Consider the following 18556-nt stretch of genomic DNA (forward strand, 5'->3'; position numbering starts at 1 on the left):
CTCACGGCTCGGCCCACCCGGTCGCCGAGGCACGGGCGTGCAGCCCGTCCGCACCCGGCCACGCGGTGAACGGTGCGCTCACCGTGACGGTGACCCACCGGTCGTCACGCGTGACCCGGACGTCACCGCCGCGCGCACCGAGGACGTGCCGCGCCGCGGCGACCACCTCGCCGTCCGGCTCCCCGAGTGCTGCGACGCGCGCGGCCGTGCGTGCCGCGTCCAGGCACGTGAGGCGGACGAGCGTGGCGGACCCGGTCGCGAGGACCGCCGCGAGGACCGCGGCCACGGCCACCATCCCCACGGCGAGCTCGGCCGTGACGGCGCCGCGGTCCGCGAGCGCACCGGCCGGATCGGGGGCGGCATCCCGACCGGCGACGCCCTGAGGCCCGCGGCGCCGCCCGCTCACCCGCCGAGCGCCTGCCGCACGATCCCCGAGAGCAGGCCCTTCACCTCGTTCCCCTTGAGCACCACGAGCAGCACGCCCGCGAACCCGACCGCCGCGAGGGTCGCGATCGCGTACTCCGCGGTGGCCATCCCCGCGTCCCGCGCACTCCCCTGTGCTGCCCGCACCCGCCGCAGCACCGCGCGCCATGCGGCGCCCCCGGTGCCGTGCTTCGTCACCCGTCCCATGCGCCTGCTCCTTCGTCCGTCGACCTGACCCGCGTCGTGCGGGCCGGGCACCGCCGCGGCGCCCAGGACGAGCCTCACGGCCGACGCGAGGGCCGTGGGGTGCACCCGGCGGATCCGTGGACGAGGCGCGCACCACCGGGGGCTGTGGGCGGTTCACCGGGCCGGGTGTGAGTTCTCGACCCGCGGGCGATCGCGAACGAGGAACCCACCTGGTGGTGGAACCCGCTGCCCTACGTGACCGACGAGGTCAGCGCCGCCTGCTTGGCCAGCACTTCGCCGCCGGCGCCCGCGACACCTGGCTGACTCGACCGGCCGATGAGACGGCAGTCGACATCTTGCGCGAGCACGGCTTCCCGCTGACCGCCGACCAGGTCGCCTGCGTGGTCTCGGCGAGGAGAACATGTGCAAGCGCGGGCGCCTCGCCGCTCCTACATCGCCCCACCGCCTGGGCTGTTTCCTGACGTGCCCTCATCAGAGACGAACTGACTCTGGGCGCGCGCTGGCAGCGCGCGGTGAGCGGCCGAAACCGGATTCGCCCCTACGGCTCGGGCCAGCCCTCGGAGTCCGAGGCCAGGTGACCGCCCAGGGAGTCGGCGAGGCGGCGCAGCCCGTCCTCGATGCGGGTCCAGGTGGCTGCGGTGCCGCCGCCGGCCGGTTCGACGGTCAGGGCGCGCAACGCACCGTCGGCCACGATGGTCTCGACCATGGCGGTCCCGTCAGGGGCGAACACCTGCGTCCCGTCCTCGAGCAGCTGCCCGGGTTGCACGGGCTGGCCGTCGTCGTGGGCGAGGTCGAGCTCGGTCAGGACTGCGGCAACCGTGTCGGGCGGCAGGGCGGCGAAGTGCCGCGGGTCGTCCAGGCCGGCCGCAGGTCCCACCGCGAGCAGCAGCTCGACCCCGATGTCGTCGAACGGTTCCGCGGGCGTCGATGTGGGTGGGCCGAACAGGGCCGCCAGCGGGCTCGACGTCACGATCGCCGGGGGCGTTTGGCCGGCGTAGGACAGGTAGGGCACCAGGACCGACGGCTCCTCGTCCTGGCCACCTCGCCACCAGGACGAGGGAAGGTCCTCAGCGATGGTGTTGCGTAGCGCCAGCGGGTCGCGGGCGCCTTGGACCTGGCCCTTCTCGTACTGATAGGCCATTCCGGTCGCGAGGTTCGTCAAGCGGATCGACGAGCCGTTGCTGAGCCGGACGACCGGCTCCTGGTGTTGCGCCATGCGGACGCGGCCCTTCTGCAGCCACAGGTCCCACCGTGCTCCCTGGTCGACTCCCTTGATCACGAGCTCGATGTAGTGCATGAGCCCTTCGCACAAGAGGGCGCGGCGGCGCGCGAGATCGGCGTACTCCGGGAGTACGTGCGCGGCAATCCTCGGCTCGTACAAGGACGGCACGTCGGTGGGGACGTCGGGGTAGCCAGCCATGGCAAGCGTGGTGAACCACTCCCACATCGGGACCAGGCTCTCCAGGCTCGCGTCCATCTGGTCCAGGGGGCCGTCGGTGTCCCGCATCACCTCGGCTAACAGGCACAGCCGGTAGGGCGCGCGCGCCTCGATGTGGCGCACAACGTCCCACGCCTGCTCTCTACTCAGGTCCAAGTACACGCGATCTCCCACGTCATGCGGTGATGTGAATGTAGTACGGAATGTTGTGGCGACTCAATGCCTCCAGCACCCCCTGGGAGGGCCCGATCATTCCAGTGGTGCCGCTCATGAAGAAGTGCCACACGACACCATCGATCCCATTTTCCTGCCTAGCCACCAACGCGGCGTCGCGCGCAATTTGCTTCAAAGCCCGATACGTTACCAAGCCCTCCTTTGATTCGTGCATGATAAGGCCGGATCCACCGGTAAGGCTACTCTGCAGCCCATCGGGGTATCGGCACCCCCAGAGAATAAAGAGACAGGTTGTCTTCCAGTCAGTGGGGAGGCCGAGCTGATTTCGCAACCACCGTTCGGCGCTCTTGCCGTGGTCTACAAACACCAGCGGCGGGCGGCTGGCACCGAAGGGCGACTGGCGTAGCAACTGCGGGCTGTCGAAGATTCGCTTGAGGTGGTCGATGCTGTTGAAGGCGACCAGCTCGGCGATACGTGCGTCTGCCAGCCCGTATAACTTGAGATTGTCGTACAGATCTAGGTCGACGTGTCGAAGCAGCTCGATCGCCTCCGGGACGTTCTCGCTCGCTCGCGCCCACAGCTTATAGCTCGCTGCGGTCCGTTCGGCCTTGGAGAGGCGAGGCATGATCCGTGCGAACTTGGCAGCTACCCCTGCTGCGTCACCCGGCCCTGGGATGAGCGTGAGGCCAATGAAACCTGCCCACGCGTAGTTTTCGTCGTTCACGGCCCACGCCATGTCGCGAACATCCCCAAAGACGAGGGCACCCGATGTGACGTTGCCGACGAGCCATGGGACCGAGTCCCGCCGGCACACCTCGGTGTCGCCGCAGGCGAAGCCGAGGTGGGCGTCGTGCAGCCACCACGTCCTGGACTTCTTCTCGTTGTAGTTCACCGGATCGAGTCGTCCGTAGTTCGACGGGTCGGCTTCCTCGCTGTCGGTCCAGCCGTCCATGTCGCTGTCGGGCAAGTTGGGGAAGGTACCCCACTGCATCTCGTCACCGTCGAGCAGGCCGTCTCCGTCTCGGTCCTGGTGAAGCGGCCAGGAGAGCAGCTCGGACTCGTCAGGGTCGTCAAGGCCGTCGTTGTCGCTGTCGGGATTGTGGGGGTCGGAGACCACGTCGTAGGTGACCTGCGGGTAGCGGGAGCCCGCCGCGCGGGGCAGTGGAGTTCCGAGCTCGTCGCCGTCGGTGATGCCGTCGCCGTCCGTGTCCGGATCGTTCCAGTCGCTGTAGAAGATCCGCCGGTCGACGCCTGAGCCTGCAGCAGGCGGCGTACTCGAGCGCACCCCGTTGAACTCGACCCAGTCGGGGACCCCGTCGGAGTCCGTGTCGGTCGTGGCGTCACTGGGGTCCACCGAGGGACGCGGCTGTTGCAGATCCCGGCCCCAGTCGGGCACATCGGTATCGGTGGGGATGTGGGTGTAGGTGCCGCCGGTGCGCTGTGCGACGGCCCGGAGCCAATCTGCGCCGTCGCCGCCGGCACCGACATCGAGGATGTGCGTGGGTGGTTGCTGGGGGTCGAGGATGCTCAGTATGTCGTCATCGCCGGTGGGGGTGTCTGATGCTTCGAGTTCGCCATCGGTGATGAGCACGACCGTGCGGTTGCGGCATGAGCCCAGCGGGGTGCCGAGATTCGCGCCGTCGAAGGGATTGGACTCTCCTGTGCGCAGGGGCGTGCCGAACCCCCAGTAGGCCAGCCCGGCTACCTCATCGTCCGGGTCGACATCGGGCGCGGACTGCAGCAGCGGCCTCTCGTAGGTGGAGAGCGCCTCGATGGCTGTCCGAGCTCGGTCGATCGGACGCCCGTAGGCCGGCACGCCGAGGTGTGCCGCGTTCTGGTGTCGGAGGCCGTCGAGCTGCCAGTAGCCACCCCATCCGAAGTCGATGAAGTTCTCGGCCAGCTCCAGGTTGTGGACGGCGATGTCATCCCCGGCCCGCAGGTTGGAGAGCATGGCCAGGGCGGCGTCGAAACGTTGGCCCGTGGGGTCCGCCCTCTGGACGCTGGGCGTCTCGTCGAGAACCATGTCGACATCGAGAAGGACGCTGCCCGCACTGCTGAATTCGCATGTCTGCGTCCTGGTGCGCCAGTCGTCGAGATCCACCACGGTGTAGGTCACACCGAGCTCAGGCGCGTGCACCACGACGGTGCCGCCTCCAGGAGCGAGGTCGATCTGGTTCTCCGCTTGCTCCCACGTAGAGCTTCCCGGGTTCTTACGGAATGCCGCCAAGGCGGAGACGTCGGCGTAGGCGACCGGCACCGGCAGATTGATCACGTCCAGCACGACGCTCGAGCTGCCCGCGAGGGAGGCGGTGCTCATTGCGCTTCTGGCTGCGAGAGTTCCACCATCCGTGGCGACCGGTGATTCCTCATCACCGACCCCAGATGTCACTGTGACCGCGGGGGAGATGGCGCTCGAGAAAGGGCTGACAGGGTCGGTGGCGACGGTGAGGTTCTCCAGGCCCGAGGCGGTGCCGGTCGCTGCGACGGAGACGTCCGCATCCGATTCCAGTGTGGCGACCAGGGCGACGTCGCCGTCGAGGACGCCGTCGTCGTCGGAGTCCGCCGCTGCGGGGTTCAGGCCCAGACGAACCTCGCGTCCGTCCTCGATGCCGTCGCCGTCGGTGTCTTCGAGCAGAGCGGACGTCTGGTAGCCGCTCTCCTCACCGTCGAACAGGCCGTCGACATCGGTGTCGTCATCCGACGGCTCGGTGCCGGCGGTCGCCTCTTCCGCGTTGGTCAGCCCGTCGGCGTCGGTGTCCGTGGCCCCGTCGTCGATGCCGTCGCCGTCGGTGTCGATACTGGTCGGTGACGTGTGTCCGATCAGATGAAGGACTTCGTAGGCGTCACCAAGCCCGTCGAAGTCGCTGTCCTGCAGCTCGATGTTGCTACCGATCTGCTCCTCGAGGATGTCGTTGAGACCGTCGGCGTCGGTGTCGGTGTCCTTGCTCGTGGGCGCCCTGGGAGGCGACGGCTCGGACGCCTCCCCGACGCCGGCGGCGTTGCGTGCGGCCACTGTGAACGTGTAGCTGGTGCCGTTCTGCAGCCCCGGGAAGGTCGCGCTCGTCTGGCCCTCGACAAGGAGGGTCGCCCCGCCGGGATGTGCGGTCAGGACGTACCCGGTGGGCCAGGACCCTCCGTGGTCCGTCGGCTCTTCCCAGGACACGGTGAGCTCCCCGTCACCTAGGCGGGCCTGCAGTCCGCTGGGGGGTCCGGGCGTGGTGATGGGTCGGAACTCGACGCTCGCCGGGTCGCTCGCGCCGAGTGCGCTGTGCGCGTGGATGAGCGCTCGGTAGTCCTCACCGAACGTCAGGTCCTCGATGGTGGCGGTCGGGAGCGTCGTCGTGACGGGCGCGAACGGCGCGTAGTAGGGACTGGCCATCACGCTGTAGTGGTCGATGGGTGCGTCGCCCGGGTCCAGCGGGGGGTCCCACGTGAGCTCGACGGTGGTCTCGCCCGGCAGCAGTGCGACATCGACGTTCTGCGGAAGGTCGGCGACGGCCGGAGCGACAGCAGCTGCGATCGGTCGGCTGGGCTGGCTCACGGCGGCGTCGTTGCGAGCGGTGACGGTGATCGAGTATTCCCCGGCGGGCAGCTGATCGAGTAGTGCGCTGTTCGCATCCCCGGGCACGGTGACGGAGTGCCCGCCTGGGGACGCGGTGACCGTGTAGTCGAGCACCGGGTACGGGTCAGCGGAGTGGGCGGCGTACCAGTGCACTTCGGCACCACGTCGGGCACTGAAGGCGGCACGGGCGATGGGCGCGGTCGGGGGTGCGACGACCAACAATGTCCGTAGCTCGGTCCAGTCCGACTGAGAGACGCCATCCCACGCGAGAACCTGCCAACGGTACTCGAACGCGCCGCCGGAGGCCGGCGCGGGGAACGTGAACGTGGTGATGCCGCCGGCCTCACTCGCCGCGCTGCCCACCCCTTCGGCGACGAGGTTTCCCCATTGATTCTCCACACGGAAGACGCCACGAGAAGGCAGGACGCTGGATTCAAGGTGAGCGCTCAGCATGACGTTCGCATCTGTCACGTAGCCGTCTGCTGCAGGGCCTGAAGGTGTCGGCACGTCCGGAGCCGGAGCGACGAGAAGCGAAAGAGCTTCGCTCCATGGTCCGTACGCCTGACCGTCCGCGTGCACGGCTCGTGCGAACACCTCATACGTGGCCCCAGGCTGAAGAACGCCAGTGCCAGGCGTCCACTGCGCCGCGGCGCACTCGGGCACGTCGGCCACACCCGGCAAGTCAGCGCTGACGAGCACGTCGCCTTCGGACGACCGCACTTCGACGGCGAAGTCGTACGGCCACCCCTCCGAAGGCTCGGTCGGCTCCTCAAGGCATGAGTACACCCCGAAGGACGGATCCGTCCGGGCGGCGACCCGTACACCGCCGTCGGTAAATGCCTCCTCGCTCAACCCCAGGGATGGCGCCGGGACATCGGCGCGGAACTCTGCCGGTTGCACGCTCGGCAGGGCAGCCGCCGGAGGAGGTACGACGCTCCACCCCAAGGCGAACAGCACAGCCATCGCAGTCACCCACGACGTCCTGCCTGACAGCCACTTGGCCGATCGTTCGCTCTTCAAGGTCGCCCCCCAGCACCAGATGTTGAACCCGGTGGAGGCTCTCTCATCCCGTTCGCGGTGCATAGCCCGGGAGTGTCAAGTGCACCCGTTTGCAGCAGCCCCGACGTGGCCGAGATCGCCGCCTCCACGAGCGCGTCAGCGGCGTCGTGCCTGCGCGCCGGGCGGCGGCCGGGCGCTACGGTGCACGCACGGATCAGATCGCGCTGTGCCGCCCCGCCCCGCGCGGCTCGGCCCCTCCCGGTGACCACCACGCCGTGCTCACGGCCCCGCCCCCAGGAGGTCGCCCGCGAGCCCCAGCACCACGGGCACGAGCCCGAGCAGCACGAAGGCCGGCAGGAAGCACAGCCCGAGCGGCAGCGTCAGCCGCACCCCGAGTGCGCCCGCGGCTGCGCGGGCGCGCGCCCGGCGCTCGCGCCGCAACCGGGCCGCCGCGGCGCGCAGCTGGGGGCCAGGTGACGCCCCCGCGTCCCACCCGACGCGCAACGCGTGCGCGAGCACCGCGATCGACGGTGGCGCGCCGGCCCACGCGGCGTCCCAGGGTGCGCCGAGCCCCAGGGCGGTCCCGGCCCGCAGGAGCGCCTCGCCCTCGTCCCCGCCGAGGTGCCGCCCGGTCACCGCGAGCGCGGCGGGCACCGGCGTACCACCGCGCAGCGCCGCGGCGCACAGGTCGAGGACGAACGCCGGGTCGAGCCCGACGGGCCGGGTGCCGCGGCGCCACCGGCGCCGCCCGCGGGCCGCCTCGGCATCCGGCTCCCCGGCGCGTCCGCGCCCGGACGACCGTGAGCGTGCGGGGTCGCGCCAGGTCGCCCACGGCAGCCCGGCGAGCAGCACGCAGACGCCGACGACGACGCCCACGGTCCCCGGGCTCACGGCGCACCGGCCCGGCGCAGGAGGACACCGACCCACAGCCGGCCGGCCGCGACCAGCCCGAGCCCGGCGACGGCGAGGCCGGTCCCGAGCCCGCCGTCCGTGAGCACCTGCCAGGGCTGCGCGCCCATCGCGGTGCCGACCAGCAGGCCGAGCACGGGCAGCAGCGTGAGCACGCGGGCGGTGGCCCGCGGCCCCGCGAGCGCGGCGTCGAGCTCGCCTGCCTGTTCGGCGTCGGCCGCGACGGCGTCGGCCAGGTCCTCGAGCACGTCCGCCAGGGGTGCGCCCGTCTCGGTGGCGACGCGGACGCCGACGACGGCGGCCCGCACCCGGGTGCGCTGAGAACCGCGCGCGCCCACGACCCCGGCCAGGGCGTCGACGTCCGGCACCTGACCGTGGACGGCGGACCCCAGGACCTCCACCCACGCCGTGCTCGGCGGCACACCGGCCCGCAGCTGGGCCGCGACGGCGTGCAGCAGGCTCGCGAGGTCGGTCTGCAGCCCCTCCGCCTCGCGTCGCCGACGCAGGCGCACCCGTCCTTCCCGCGCGGCGGGCCGCGCGGGAACCCCGGTCCCGGCAGGTCCCCCACCGAGCGCGGTGTGACCCCCGCTCCTCGCACGGCCGCCCGCCCGCCGCGGCGCGGGACCGGCGAGCGCGACCACCCCGAGCGCCACGAGCACACCGACGACGACGCTCACGACGCCCGGCCGCCGTCACCGTCCCGGCCGGGCGCGTGACCGACGCGCACCACCCGCCCGCGCACCGCCCCGCCCGCGCGCGCTGTCACGCCCCCGCGCGCCGCCACGCCCGCGCACGCCGCCACTCCCCCGCACGCCGCCACGCCCCCGCGCACCATCACGCCCCCGCCCCGGCGCGCGCCGCGAGCCACGCCCACCCCGCTCCGGTCCTCGACCGACCGTCCTCGCCGACCTCGACGGCGCTGGTGACCCGCAGCCCACCGTCGTCGGCGCGGTCGACGACGGCGACCTCGGCGAGGTAGCGACGACCGGCGTCGTGGCCGTGCCGGACGCGGCGGACGTGCAGCACGGCGTCCACGGCGCTGGCCGCCTGCGCGGCGAGGGCCGCACGGTCGAGGCCCGCGAGCGCGGCGAGCGCCTCGAGCCGCGCGGGCACGTCGGCCGCGGTGTTGGCGTGCAGCGTCGCGCACCCGCCCTCGTGGCCCGTGTTGAGCGCGGCGAGCACCTCGCGGACCTCCGCGCCGCGGCACTCCCCCAGCACGATCCGGTCCGGACGCATGCGCAGCGCCTGCCGGACGAGGTCGGCGAGGTCGACCCCGCCGGCGCCGTCCACGTTCGGTGGTCGGCTCGTCAGGCGGACGACGTGCGGGTGGTCCGCCATCAGCTCGCCCGACTCCTCGACGAGCACGATGCGCTCGTCGTGCGGGACCAGCGAGAGCAGGGCCGCCAGGAGGGTCGTCTTGCCGGCGCCGGTCGCACCGGACACGAGCAGGTTGGCGCGGGACGCGACGAGCCCGCGCAGCACGGGGACGAGTGCCGGCGCGACGGCTCCGGCGGCCACGAGGTCCGCGAGCGTGAACGCACGGGGTCGCACGACCCGGAGGCTGAGCACCGTGCAGGACTCCGCGAGCGGCGGCAGGACGGCGTGCAGCCGGGTCCCGTCGGGCAGCCGTGCGTCGACCGTCGGCGCGGCGTCGTCGAGGCGTCGGCCAGCCGCGGCGGCCAGGCGCACGGCCAGCGCCCGGACGTCGGCGGGCGTGCCGAGGTCCACGTCGATGCGCGTCAGCGCCCCGGCCCGCTCGACCCAGACGTCCTGCGGCCCGTTGACCAGCACGTCCGTGACCGCCGGGTCGTCGAGCCACTGCTGCAGGTCACCCGCGCCGAGCAGCTCGTCGGCGACGGCCCGCACCGTCTCGGCCAGCGGCACGGGTCCCAGCAGGGTGCCGTGGTCGCGCAGCGCGGCGTCGACGAGCGCGGTCAGCCCGCCCGCCCCGGCCGGCCGGCGGTGCATCGCCTCCCGCACCTGGGAGACGACCCCGGACGGGACGGCGCGCCGCGCGGGCGCCGCGCTGCGGGGCCTGCCGGCCGAGGTGCCGGCCGACACACCGGCCGACGTGCCTGCCGGCACCACCGCGCGGCTCATGCGGGCACGCCCAGACGGCGCACGACGGCGTCCGCAGTCCTCGCCGCGGGCCCTCTGCCCCCCGGCCCGACGCGCTCGGCGCGGGCCGCCAACGCCCGGTCGCGGCGGGCGACGTGCCACACGTCCAGCCCGCTCGCGGTCGCGACGTCCGCCGCGCCCAGGGCGGCCGGCCCGCCGCCCTGGACCACCAGCCCGCACCTCGTCGCGGCGGCGTCGAGGCGGGGCCGCAGCGCGAGCACGCCGGCGACGCTGCGCAGGTCGGGGCGCGCGACGACGACCACGACATCGCACGCCGCCAGGGGTGCGTCACCGTCGACGACCGTCCCGCGGTCGAGGTCGAGCACCAGCGCCCCGACCTCGCAGACGAGCGCGTGCAGCACGTCGAGCCGCACACCGGCGTCGACCGCGGCCGGGCGTGTGCGGTCGGCGGACAGCACGGCGCACGCACCCCAGCGCGGCAGCAGCGCGACGACGTCGGCGCCGCGCACGTCACCGCCGGCGCCGCGCAGGTCGGGCCACCTCGCGCCGTCGACCTCCTCGATGCCGACGACGACGTCGAGGCCGCCCGCGCCGCGGTCGAGGTCGACCAGTGCGGTCGACGTCGTCCGCGACAGCCGTCGCGCGACCAGGGCCGCGAGGGTCGAGGCGCCGACCCCGCCGCAGGCCCCGACGACCCCGACCACCACCGCCCTGCGTTGCCGCTGCACCCGTGCCTCCGTCCGTCGCCCGCGCCGCGGGAGCGCCCGCGGGGCCGACTCTCGCGGACACGGGGACCTGCGGGACGACCATCGTCCGCATCTGTGGACGACCTCGCGGACGGCGGGACCTGGGGTCGGCTCGGCGCCGCCCCGCGGACGGGGCGGCGCGGGCCCGTCAGTCCCCCGACGCCGTGAACAGGTGCAGCTGCGTGGTGGGGCCCGACCACACGGCGTCCCCCTCGAACCCGTTCTCCTCCAGCCACCGCAGCGCGTCCCGCGACCGGGCGTCGCCGGTGGACAGCACCCACACCCGTCGCGCGGACGCGAGCTCGTCCGCGAGCGCGTCCACGGGGCGCCCGCGCTCCCAGAGGCTGTCGGTGGCCGTGCGGTCCGGCCCGGTGCCCACGTCGACGACGCCCGTGAAGTCCTGGGGGTACCCCTCGAGCGCCCGGCGCGGCGACCGGGCGTCGTCCTCGGGGACGAACACGACGACGTCGCCGGCGTCGCTGCGTTCGGCGACGTGCCGCGCGACGGCCGACAGGTCCGCGTCGTCCTTGGCGAACTCGGCGCGCTGCGCGGCGTACACGGGCGCGGCGATCGCCGAGAGCACGACGAGCGCGACGACCTGCGCCCACCGGCGGCGCAGCGCCTCGACGCCCACACCGATGAGCAGGGCGACGGCCGGCGCGCAGTAGCGCAGGTAGCGCGGGTCCCACAGGGGTGTCGCGACGAGGGAGACGCCGAGCACGACGAGCGTCGGGACCACGGCCCACGGCAGCGCCACGTGGACCAGCGCGGCGCGCGGAGGCCACGGACCGGGTGCGCGGCGCGACACGAGCGCCACGACCACGAGGACCGCGACCGCACCGAGGAACCACCAGGACCCGTCGAACCACTGCCGGGTCAGGACCCCGTGCGCGGAGTCCACGCCCGGTCGGTCGATCCACCCGATCTGGTACCGCTGACGGGCTCCGGCGAGCACCGCCGGGGACGCGATCGCGAGGGCCCCCGCGGCGGCGACGAGCCACGAGCGCAGCAGCCGCCGGTCCGTCCGCGCCCACAGGAGGGTCACGCCGTGCGCGGCGAGCAGGACGAGGGACTGCACGAACAGCAGGCCGGACAGCCCGAGGAGGACCGCGTAGCCCCACCACGGCGCCCGGCCCCGCAGTGCCCGGACCAGGACGACGACGGCCCACGTGGTGGTCGCGGTGACGAACGCGTGACCCCGCGCCTCGACCCCCATCCAGGTCGTGGCGGGCAGCACGGCGAACGCGCAGCCGGCCAGGATCCCGGTCGTCCGGCTGCCGAGCTCGTTGCCGAGCACGACCACGCCCGCGGCCGCGACGCCCGTCGCGACCGCGCTGGGCGTGCGCAGGCTCAGCGGCGACGTGCCGAACACGTCGGCCCACAGGTGCATCCCCGTGTAGTAGGTGCCGTGGACGGCGTCGACGTGGCCCAGCAGGGCGACCATCTCGGGCCAGGAACGACCGACGGCGCTGACCGTCGCGACCTCGTCGAGCCACAGCGACGGGATCCAGGCACCGGCCACGCACAGGAGCGCGACGGCGCACCCGAGGACCAGCGCGTCGCGGACGACGGACGGGTCCGGACGGACCTCGCGGGCGGTCGGCGTCAGGCTCGACGTCCTCGCGGACGCGACGCCGACGGGCGTCCCCTCCGCCACGGGTGGTCTGCTGCCCACGGCACCTCCCCCAGGCGCGTCGTGACCTTCGTCACTCGGAGCATAGACAGTGCGCGGGGGGGCAATGTCCGGGTTTGTCGGTTCTCACCCGCAGGCCGGGCCGGGTGGCCCGCAACATCGCCGACACCAGCGCCCTCTACAGTCCCGCCCATGCCCGTCCCGCCCCTGCTGCTCGACCCCGGCACCGGCCCCGTCCGCGCCGCCACGTACCTGCCGTCGACGCCCGGGAACGTCCTCTGGGGCCGGCTGCCCTGCGCCGCCGACGCCCCGGTGCTGACCGTCGACCCCGGCACGCAGGTCACGGTCGACACGCTCAGCCACGAGGGTCTGCTCGAGGACCAGGGGCGTGACCCCCGCGCGTTCTTCGGCGCGCACGGCCTGACCGACGTCCTCGCCGACGCGGTCGCCCTCGCCGCGTCGGACCACCCCCGCGACCCGGACGTCGACGGCCCCCACGTCGTCACCGGACCCATCGCGGTGCGCGGCGCACGCCCGGGTGACGTCCTCGCGATCACCGTCGTCGAGACGCTGCCGCGCGTCCCGTACGGCGTCGTCTCCAACCGACACGGGCGCGGCGCGCTGCCCGGGGAGATGCCCGAGGGTGACGTCGACGTCGTCAGCATCGTCGCCCGCCTGGACGCGAGCGGCACGCGCGCGGTCATGCCCCGCGCGGCCGGCAGCGGGCGCACGGTCTCGTTCCCCCTCGCACCGTTCCCCGGCATCCTGGGGGTCGCGGTCGCGGGCGACGAGCGCCCCCACTCGGTGCCGCCGGGCGCGCACGGCGGCAACCTCGACATCAACCTGCTGCAGGCGGGCGCGACGCTGTACCTGCCCGTGCAGGTCGACGGCGCGCTCGCCTACGTGGGTGACCCGCACTTCGCGCAGGGCGACGGCGAGGTCGCACTGACCGCCCTCGAGGCGTCCCTGCGCGTCACGCTGCGCTTCGACGTGATCCCGCGCCTCGACGCGATCGCGGAGCTCGGGACGCTGACCGGGCCGCTGGTGCGCACCGCCGAGCACCTCGTCCCGACGGGCCTGGACGTCGACCTCGACGAGGCGCTGCGGCGCTGCGTGCGCGCGGCGCTGGACCTGCTGCAGGCGCGGTTCGGCATGGACCGCGCGCACGCGCTCGCCTACCTGTCCGCGGCCACGGACTTCGACGTGTCGCAGGTGGTCGACCGGGTGACGGGCGTGCACGCGCGCATCCGGCTGGCGGACTTCGAGGAACCGGACGCGCCGCAGGCTCCCGACGGCCCGGACGGCGGACCGCGCGCATGAGGACCGACCCGCCCCCCGGCCTGATCGCCGCGTTCCTCGCGTACGAGCGCGCGCTCGGCACGGACGACGTCGACGCCCTCGACCGCCTGTTCGCCGCCGACCCGGCGACGCTGCGCGGCGACGCGACCGGCCTGCTGGTCGGCCACGACGAGATCGCGGCGTTCCGCGGTGCGCGCGGCGGGGCGCCGGCGCGGCGCCTCGTCGAGGTGCACGTGCGCACGGTCGACGACGACCACGCGCTGGTCGTCGCCGTGACCGAGCCGGTGGGCGGCGGCCGCGGCCAGCAGACGCAGCTCTGGGAGCGCGGTGCCGCCGGCTGGGTCGTCGTCGCCGCCCACGTCCACGCCCCCGCGCCCGCGTTCGACGCGAGCGTGTGGCGCGTCCTGGGTGCCCCGCTGGTCCCCGGGTCCGGCGCCGGGCCCCTGGCGGGCCGCACGGTCGCGGTCAAGGACCTGTTCGCCGTCGCCGGGCAGCGCGTCGGCGCCGGCAACCCGACGTGGCTCGCGGACGCACCCGTCGAGACGGCCCACGCCGCCGCCGTCGACCGTCTGCTCGCCGCGGGCGCCGACGTCCGCGGCGTCGCGCGCACCGACGAGCTCGCGTACTCCCTCGCGGGGACGAACGCGCACACCGGCGCACCCCCCAACCCCCGGGCGCCCGGGCGGGTGCCCGGGGGCTCGTCGTCGGGCTCGGGAGCGGCCGTCGCGCTGGGGCAGGCCGACATCGGCCTGGGCACCGACACCGGAGGGTCGATCCGCGTCCCCGCGTCCTACCAGGGGCTGTACGGGGTGCGCACGACGCACGGCGCGGTCCCGACGACGGGCCTGGTCCCGCTCGCGCCGTCGTTCGACACCGTCGGGTGGCTGACGCGCGACGCCACCCTGCTCGCGGCGGTGGGCGACGTGCTGCTGCCGCCCGACGTCGACGACGGGCCCTGGTCGCCGCGCCTCGTCGTGAGCCCCGCGCTGCTCGCGCACGCGCAGGACGACGTCGCGACACGCGTCACGGCGTTCGCGGCGACGGCCGGCGCGACGGCGACGGCCGCGTGGGACGACGTGGACGTCGCGGCGTGGGCCGAGGTCTTCCGGGTCCGGCAGGCGTGGGAGGCGTGGCGCGCGCACGGCGCGTGGGTGAGCGCGCACCCCGGCGCGCTGGGCGCTGACGTCGCCGGCCGGTTCGCCGTCGCGTCGCGCGTCGACGACGCCGCGGGTGCGGCCGCCGGAGTGGCGCGCGAGGCGCTGCGCGCACAGATCCTCGACCTCGTCGGCGACGACGTCCTCGTGCTGCCCGCCACGCCGTCCGTCGCCCCGCGGCCCGACCCCGCCGACCTCGACGCCGTCCGCACCGCCAACCTGCGCCTGACCTGCATCGCCGGCCTGGGCGGCCTGCCTGCGGTGGTCCTGCCGGTGCACGGCGGGGGGACTGGATCGCTCTCTCACGCCCCAGGGGGTGGGGAGGGCAGGACTGGATCGCTCTCTCACGCCCCAGGGGGTGGGGAGGGGGAGGGCGGGGGTCTGGTCGGCGATCCGGAACCCGGGCGGCGCGCGGCGCTGCCGGTCGGGGTGTGCCTGATCGCTGCGCCGGGTCGCGACCGAGCGCTCCTCTCCCTGGCCCGCACCCTGACCGTCCGCCGCGCCTGACCCCCACCCCCGGCGAGAGAGCAGTCCAGCACTCCCGATCCCACGCTCCGCCCTCGCGCGGCGGACCGGACCGCTCTCTCACGGCCATGAGGTGGGTGGGTGAGCGGGTATTCACGCTGCTGAAACAACCGTTTCCCTCGGTGACACATCCCGCGCCTACGGTCGGCCTCGGGTGAGAGGACACACCGATGCTGCTGGAGGACTTCAACGCACTGCCGCGCGAGGACGCGTGGGCGCTCGTGCGCACGTGCGCCGACGTGCCGTCGTGGGCCGCGGCGGTCGCGGGCGGGCGCCCCTACGCGTCGGTCGCCGCGCTGCGTGCCCACGCGGACCAGCAGGCGCTGACCTGGGACGACGCGGACGTCGACCGGGCGCTGGCCGACCACCCCCGCATCGGTGAGCGGCACGCGACACCCGGCGCGACGGCGGCGATGTCGGTGCGCGAGCAGGCGGGCGTGGACGCGACCGATGCCGACGTCGCCGCCCGCCTGGCCGACGGCAACGCCCGCTACGAGCAGCGGTTCGGGCGCGTGTACCTCGTGCGGGCCGCGGGGCGCAGCAGCGCCGAGATCCTCGCGCTGCTCGAGCAGCGCCTCACGCACGACGACGCGACCGAGGCGGCCGTCACCGCCCAGCAGCTCCGCGAGATCGCGGCGCTCCGGCTCGCGGGCCTCGTCACGGAGCCCGTCGTCCAGCCCGTCGTCCAGCCCGTCGCCCAGTCCGGCTCCGAGCACGCCACGGCGCCCGTCGCATGACGACCTGCTCGACGCACGTCCTCGACGCCGCCGCGGGGCGCCCGGCGGTCGGGGTCGACGTGTCCCTGCTCGGCCCGGACGGCACGGTCCTGGAGACGGGCCGCACCGACGACGACGGCCGCCTGCGCTGGACGACGGCCCTGCACACCGGGACCTACGCGCTGCGGTTCGCGACGGGCGCGTGGTTCGCCGCCGCCGGCGTCCCGACCGTGCACGCGGCGGTCCACCTGGAGGTCCTCGTCGACGGCGACCAGGAGCACTACCACCTGGCGCTGCTGCTGAGCCCGTTCGCCTACACCGCGTACCGAGGGAGCTGACGCATGGCCGTCGGAGACGTCGTCCTGGGAGCCAACCAGTACGGGAAGGCCGAGGTGCGCCTGGTGCGGGTCACGCGCGACACCCCCGTGCACGAGATCGAGGACCTCACGGTGACCACGCAGCTGCGCGGGGACTTCACGGCGTGCCACACGACGGGTGACAACGCGCACGTCGTGGCGACGGACACGCAGAAGAACACCGTGTACGCCTACGCCAAGAAGTACGGCATCGGGTCGCCGGAGCGGTTCCTGCTGCGCCTCGCCCGGCACTTCGTCGACGGGTTCGCGCAGGTCACGGGCGGGCGGTTCGCGGCCGACGTGCACGCGTGGGACCGCATCGCGGTGGACGGCGAGCCGCACGACCACGCGTTCGTCCGCACGGGCCGCGAGACGCGCCGCACGGTCGTGCTCGTCGACGGCGACGACGCGCAGGTGGTGTCGGGGTTCACAGGTGCGACGGTGCTGAAGACGACGGGATCGGAGTTCTGGGGGTTCCCGCGCGACGCGTACACGACGCTCGCGGAGACGTCGGACCGCGTGCTGGCCACGTCGGTGACGGCGTGGTGGCGGTGGCGGGACCCGGACGTGGACTTCGAGACGCGCTACCCGGTCGTGCGCGACCTGCTGCTGTCGACGTTCGCGCAGGTGCACTCCCTGGCGCTGCAGCACACCATCTTCGAGATGGGCAGGGCCGTGCTGGAGGCGTGCGACGACGTCGCCGAGGTGCGGCTGTCGTGCCCCAACAAGCACCACTTCCTCGTGGACCTCGCGCCGTTCGGCCTGGAGAACCCGAACGAGGTCTTCTACGCCGCGGACCGCCCCTACGGCCTCATCGAGGCGGCGGTGGGACGCGAGGGCGACCCGCCGGTGCCGCACGTGTGGGCGTCCGTGCCCGGGTTCGTCTGAGGGCGGCGGCGATGACGACGATCATCCCGACGCGCCACGTCCCCAGCAGCCCCGCGCCCGGTGACCTGGTCGCCGCGGTGCGCGGCCGGCAGGTCCTCGTCGACGGGGCGCTGCGCCCTGCGACGCTGCACGTCGCGGGCGGCCGGATCACCGCGGTCGCCGGGTACGACGACCCGGTCGACGGCTTCGTCCTCGCCGCGCCCGACCACGCGTACGTCCTGCCGGGCGTCGTGGACACGCACGTGCACGTCAACGAGCCGGGGCGCACGGCGTGGGAGGGGTTCGCGTCCGCGACGCGCGCGGCCGCGCTGGGCGGGGTGACGACGCTGGTCGACATGCCGCTGAACTCGATCCCGCCGACGACGACCACGTGGGGCCTGGCCGCCAAGCGTCGCGCGGCGACGGGGCAGCTCTCGGTGGACGTGGGCCTGTGGGGCGGCGCCGTGCCGGGCAACCTCGACGACCTGCGCCCGCTGTGGGACGCCGGCGTCATGGGGTTCAAGTGCTTCCTGTCGCCGTCGGGGGTCGACGAGTTCCCGCCCCTGGGACCGGTCGGCTTCGACGCGGCGCTGCGTGCGGTCGCCGCGTTCGACGGGCTCGTGATCGTGCACGCCGAGGACCCGGCGGTGCTCGCCGACGCCCCCGTGCGCCCGGGCGGGGCGTACCGGGACTTCGTGGCGTCGCGCCCGCACGAGGCGGAGACGGCGGCGATCGCGCGGGTCGTGGCCGGCGCCCGCGAGACGGGCTGCCGCGTGCACGTCCTGCACCTGTCGAGCGCCCGCGCGCTGGACCTGCTGGCCGACGCCCGCGCCGAGGGCCTGCCCGTGACGGTCGAGACGTGCCCGCACTACCTGACGTTCGACGCCGACGCGGTCCCCGACGCCTCCCCGGCGTACAAGTGCTGCCCGCCGATCCGCGACGCGGGCAACCGGGAGGCGCTGTGGGACGGGCTGCGCGACGGCGTCATCGACGTCGTCGTCACGGACCACTCCCCCGCGACGGCCGAGGAGAAGCTGCGCGGCGACGGTGACCTGCAGCAGGCGTGGGGCGGCGTCGCGGGCCTGCAGGTCGGGTTCCAGGCGGTGGCGCACGGCGCCGCGGCCCGCGGGATCGACGTCGCGCAGGTCAGCCGCTGGATGGCGACGTCCACCGCGGACCTCGTCGGGCTGACCCACAAGGGCAGGCTCGCGGTCGGTGCGGACGCGGACGTGCTGGTCCTGGACCCGCGGGTCCCGCTGCGCGTCGTCGCGGCGGAGCTGGCGCACCGCAACGCCATCAGCGCGTACGACGGCCTGGAGCTGTCGGCGTCGGTCACGGCGACCGTGCTGCGGGGGCGCGTGGTCACGCGGGACGGCGCCGTCACGGCCGGCACGGGCGAGCTGCTGACCCGACCGTGACCGGCCGCGCACGTCGCCGAAACGTCGGTGAAACGACTGTTTCGTAGCGTG

15 protein-coding genes are annotated in these 18556 nt (G+C 74.2%); 6 read left to right on the forward strand and 9 right to left on the reverse strand.

Annotation, left to right across the window (positions count from 1 at the left end):
* Position 1: 1 nt before the first annotated feature.
* From OKX07_RS15435 to OKX07_RS15475, 9 genes are all read right to left on the reverse strand, one after another.
* Positions 2–406 (reverse strand): TadE family type IV pilus minor pilin, encoded by a 405-nt coding sequence (locus OKX07_RS15435; RefSeq protein WP_265628875.1) that lies wholly within the window; start codon positions 404–406, stop codon positions 2–4.
* Positions 403–630: a DUF4244 domain-containing protein gene (locus tag OKX07_RS15440; RefSeq protein ID WP_265628876.1), complete on the reverse strand. Its 228-nt coding sequence runs from the start codon at positions 628–630 to the stop codon at positions 403–405. Before OKX07_RS15440 ends, OKX07_RS15435 begins: the two co-directional genes overlap by 4 nt.
* Before the next feature lie 538 nt (positions 631–1168).
* Positions 1169–2230, reverse strand: a complete 1062-nt coding sequence (locus OKX07_RS15445) for a hypothetical protein (RefSeq protein ID WP_265628877.1) — start codon at positions 2228–2230, stop codon at positions 1169–1171.
* Positions 2231–2243: 13 nt separating this feature from the next.
* A complete protein-coding gene (locus tag OKX07_RS15450; protein WP_265628878.1) occupies positions 2244–6887 on the reverse strand; it encodes a fibronectin type III domain-containing protein in 4644 nt (1547 codons plus the stop codon).
* A gap of 195 nt (positions 6888–7082) precedes the next feature.
* Positions 7083–7694: a type II secretion system F family protein gene (locus tag OKX07_RS15455; protein ID WP_265628879.1), complete on the reverse strand. Its 612-nt coding sequence runs from the start codon at positions 7692–7694 to the stop codon at positions 7083–7085.
* The gene (locus OKX07_RS15460) at positions 7691–8389 is read right to left on the reverse strand and encodes a type II secretion system F family protein (protein ID WP_265628880.1); all 699 of its coding nucleotides are present in this window, start codon (positions 8387–8389) and stop codon (positions 7691–7693) included. The genes OKX07_RS15455 and OKX07_RS15460 overlap by 4 nt, the downstream gene beginning before the upstream one ends.
* 157 nt (positions 8390–8546) lie before the next feature.
* Positions 8547–9812, reverse strand: coding sequence for a TadA family conjugal transfer-associated ATPase (locus OKX07_RS15465; protein ID WP_265628881.1), 1266 nt, complete (start codon positions 9810–9812; stop codon positions 8547–8549).
* Positions 9809–10519 carry a pilus assembly protein FlpE gene (locus OKX07_RS15470; protein WP_265628882.1) on the reverse strand — a complete coding sequence of 237 codons (711 nt, stop codon included), beginning with the start codon at positions 10517–10519 and terminating at the stop codon, positions 9809–9811. The genes OKX07_RS15465 and OKX07_RS15470 overlap by 4 nt, the downstream gene beginning before the upstream one ends.
* Before the next feature lie 166 nt (positions 10520–10685).
* Complete coding sequence (locus tag OKX07_RS15475; protein WP_265628883.1) at positions 10686–12212, reverse strand: glycosyltransferase family 39 protein; 1527 nt, start codon at positions 12210–12212, stop codon at positions 10686–10688.
* A gap of 150 nt (positions 12213–12362) precedes the next feature.
* Between OKX07_RS15475 and OKX07_RS15480 the strand changes: the two genes are divergently transcribed.
* The 6 genes from OKX07_RS15480 (at position 12363) to allB (ending at position 18505) form a co-directional block, all read left to right on the forward strand.
* Positions 12363–13490 carry an acetamidase/formamidase family protein gene (locus tag OKX07_RS15480; protein WP_265628884.1) on the forward strand — a complete coding sequence of 376 codons (1128 nt, stop codon included), beginning with the start codon at positions 12363–12365 and terminating at the stop codon, positions 13488–13490.
* Positions 13487–15130, forward strand: coding sequence for an AtzH-like domain-containing protein (locus OKX07_RS15485; protein WP_265628885.1), 1644 nt, complete (start codon positions 13487–13489; stop codon positions 15128–15130). The genes OKX07_RS15480 and OKX07_RS15485 overlap by 4 nt, the downstream gene beginning before the upstream one ends.
* A 188-nt stretch (positions 15131–15318) precedes the next feature.
* Entirely contained in the window at positions 15319–15885 is a 567-nt protein-coding gene (gene uraD, locus OKX07_RS15490) for a 2-oxo-4-hydroxy-4-carboxy-5-ureidoimidazoline decarboxylase (protein ID WP_265628886.1), read from the forward strand.
* Positions 15882–16202 carry a hydroxyisourate hydrolase gene (gene uraH / locus OKX07_RS15495; protein WP_265628887.1) on the forward strand — a complete coding sequence of 107 codons (321 nt, stop codon included), beginning with the start codon at positions 15882–15884 and terminating at the stop codon, positions 16200–16202. The genes uraD and uraH overlap by 4 nt, the downstream gene beginning before the upstream one ends.
* A 3-nt stretch (positions 16203–16205) precedes the next feature.
* The gene (gene pucL / locus OKX07_RS15500) at positions 16206–17108 is read left to right on the forward strand and encodes a factor-independent urate hydroxylase (RefSeq protein WP_265628888.1); all 903 of its coding nucleotides are present in this window, start codon (positions 16206–16208) and stop codon (positions 17106–17108) included.
* A gap of 11 nt (positions 17109–17119) precedes the next feature.
* Positions 17120–18505: an allantoinase AllB gene (allB, locus tag OKX07_RS15505; protein WP_265628889.1), complete on the forward strand. Its 1386-nt coding sequence runs from the start codon at positions 17120–17122 to the stop codon at positions 18503–18505.
* Positions 18506–18556: the final 51 nt, after the last annotated feature.

Origin of the sequence: Cellulomonas sp. S1-8 (assembly GCF_026184235.1) — a bacterium.
Classification (GTDB): Bacteria; Actinomycetota; Actinomycetes; order Actinomycetales; family Cellulomonadaceae; genus Cellulomonas.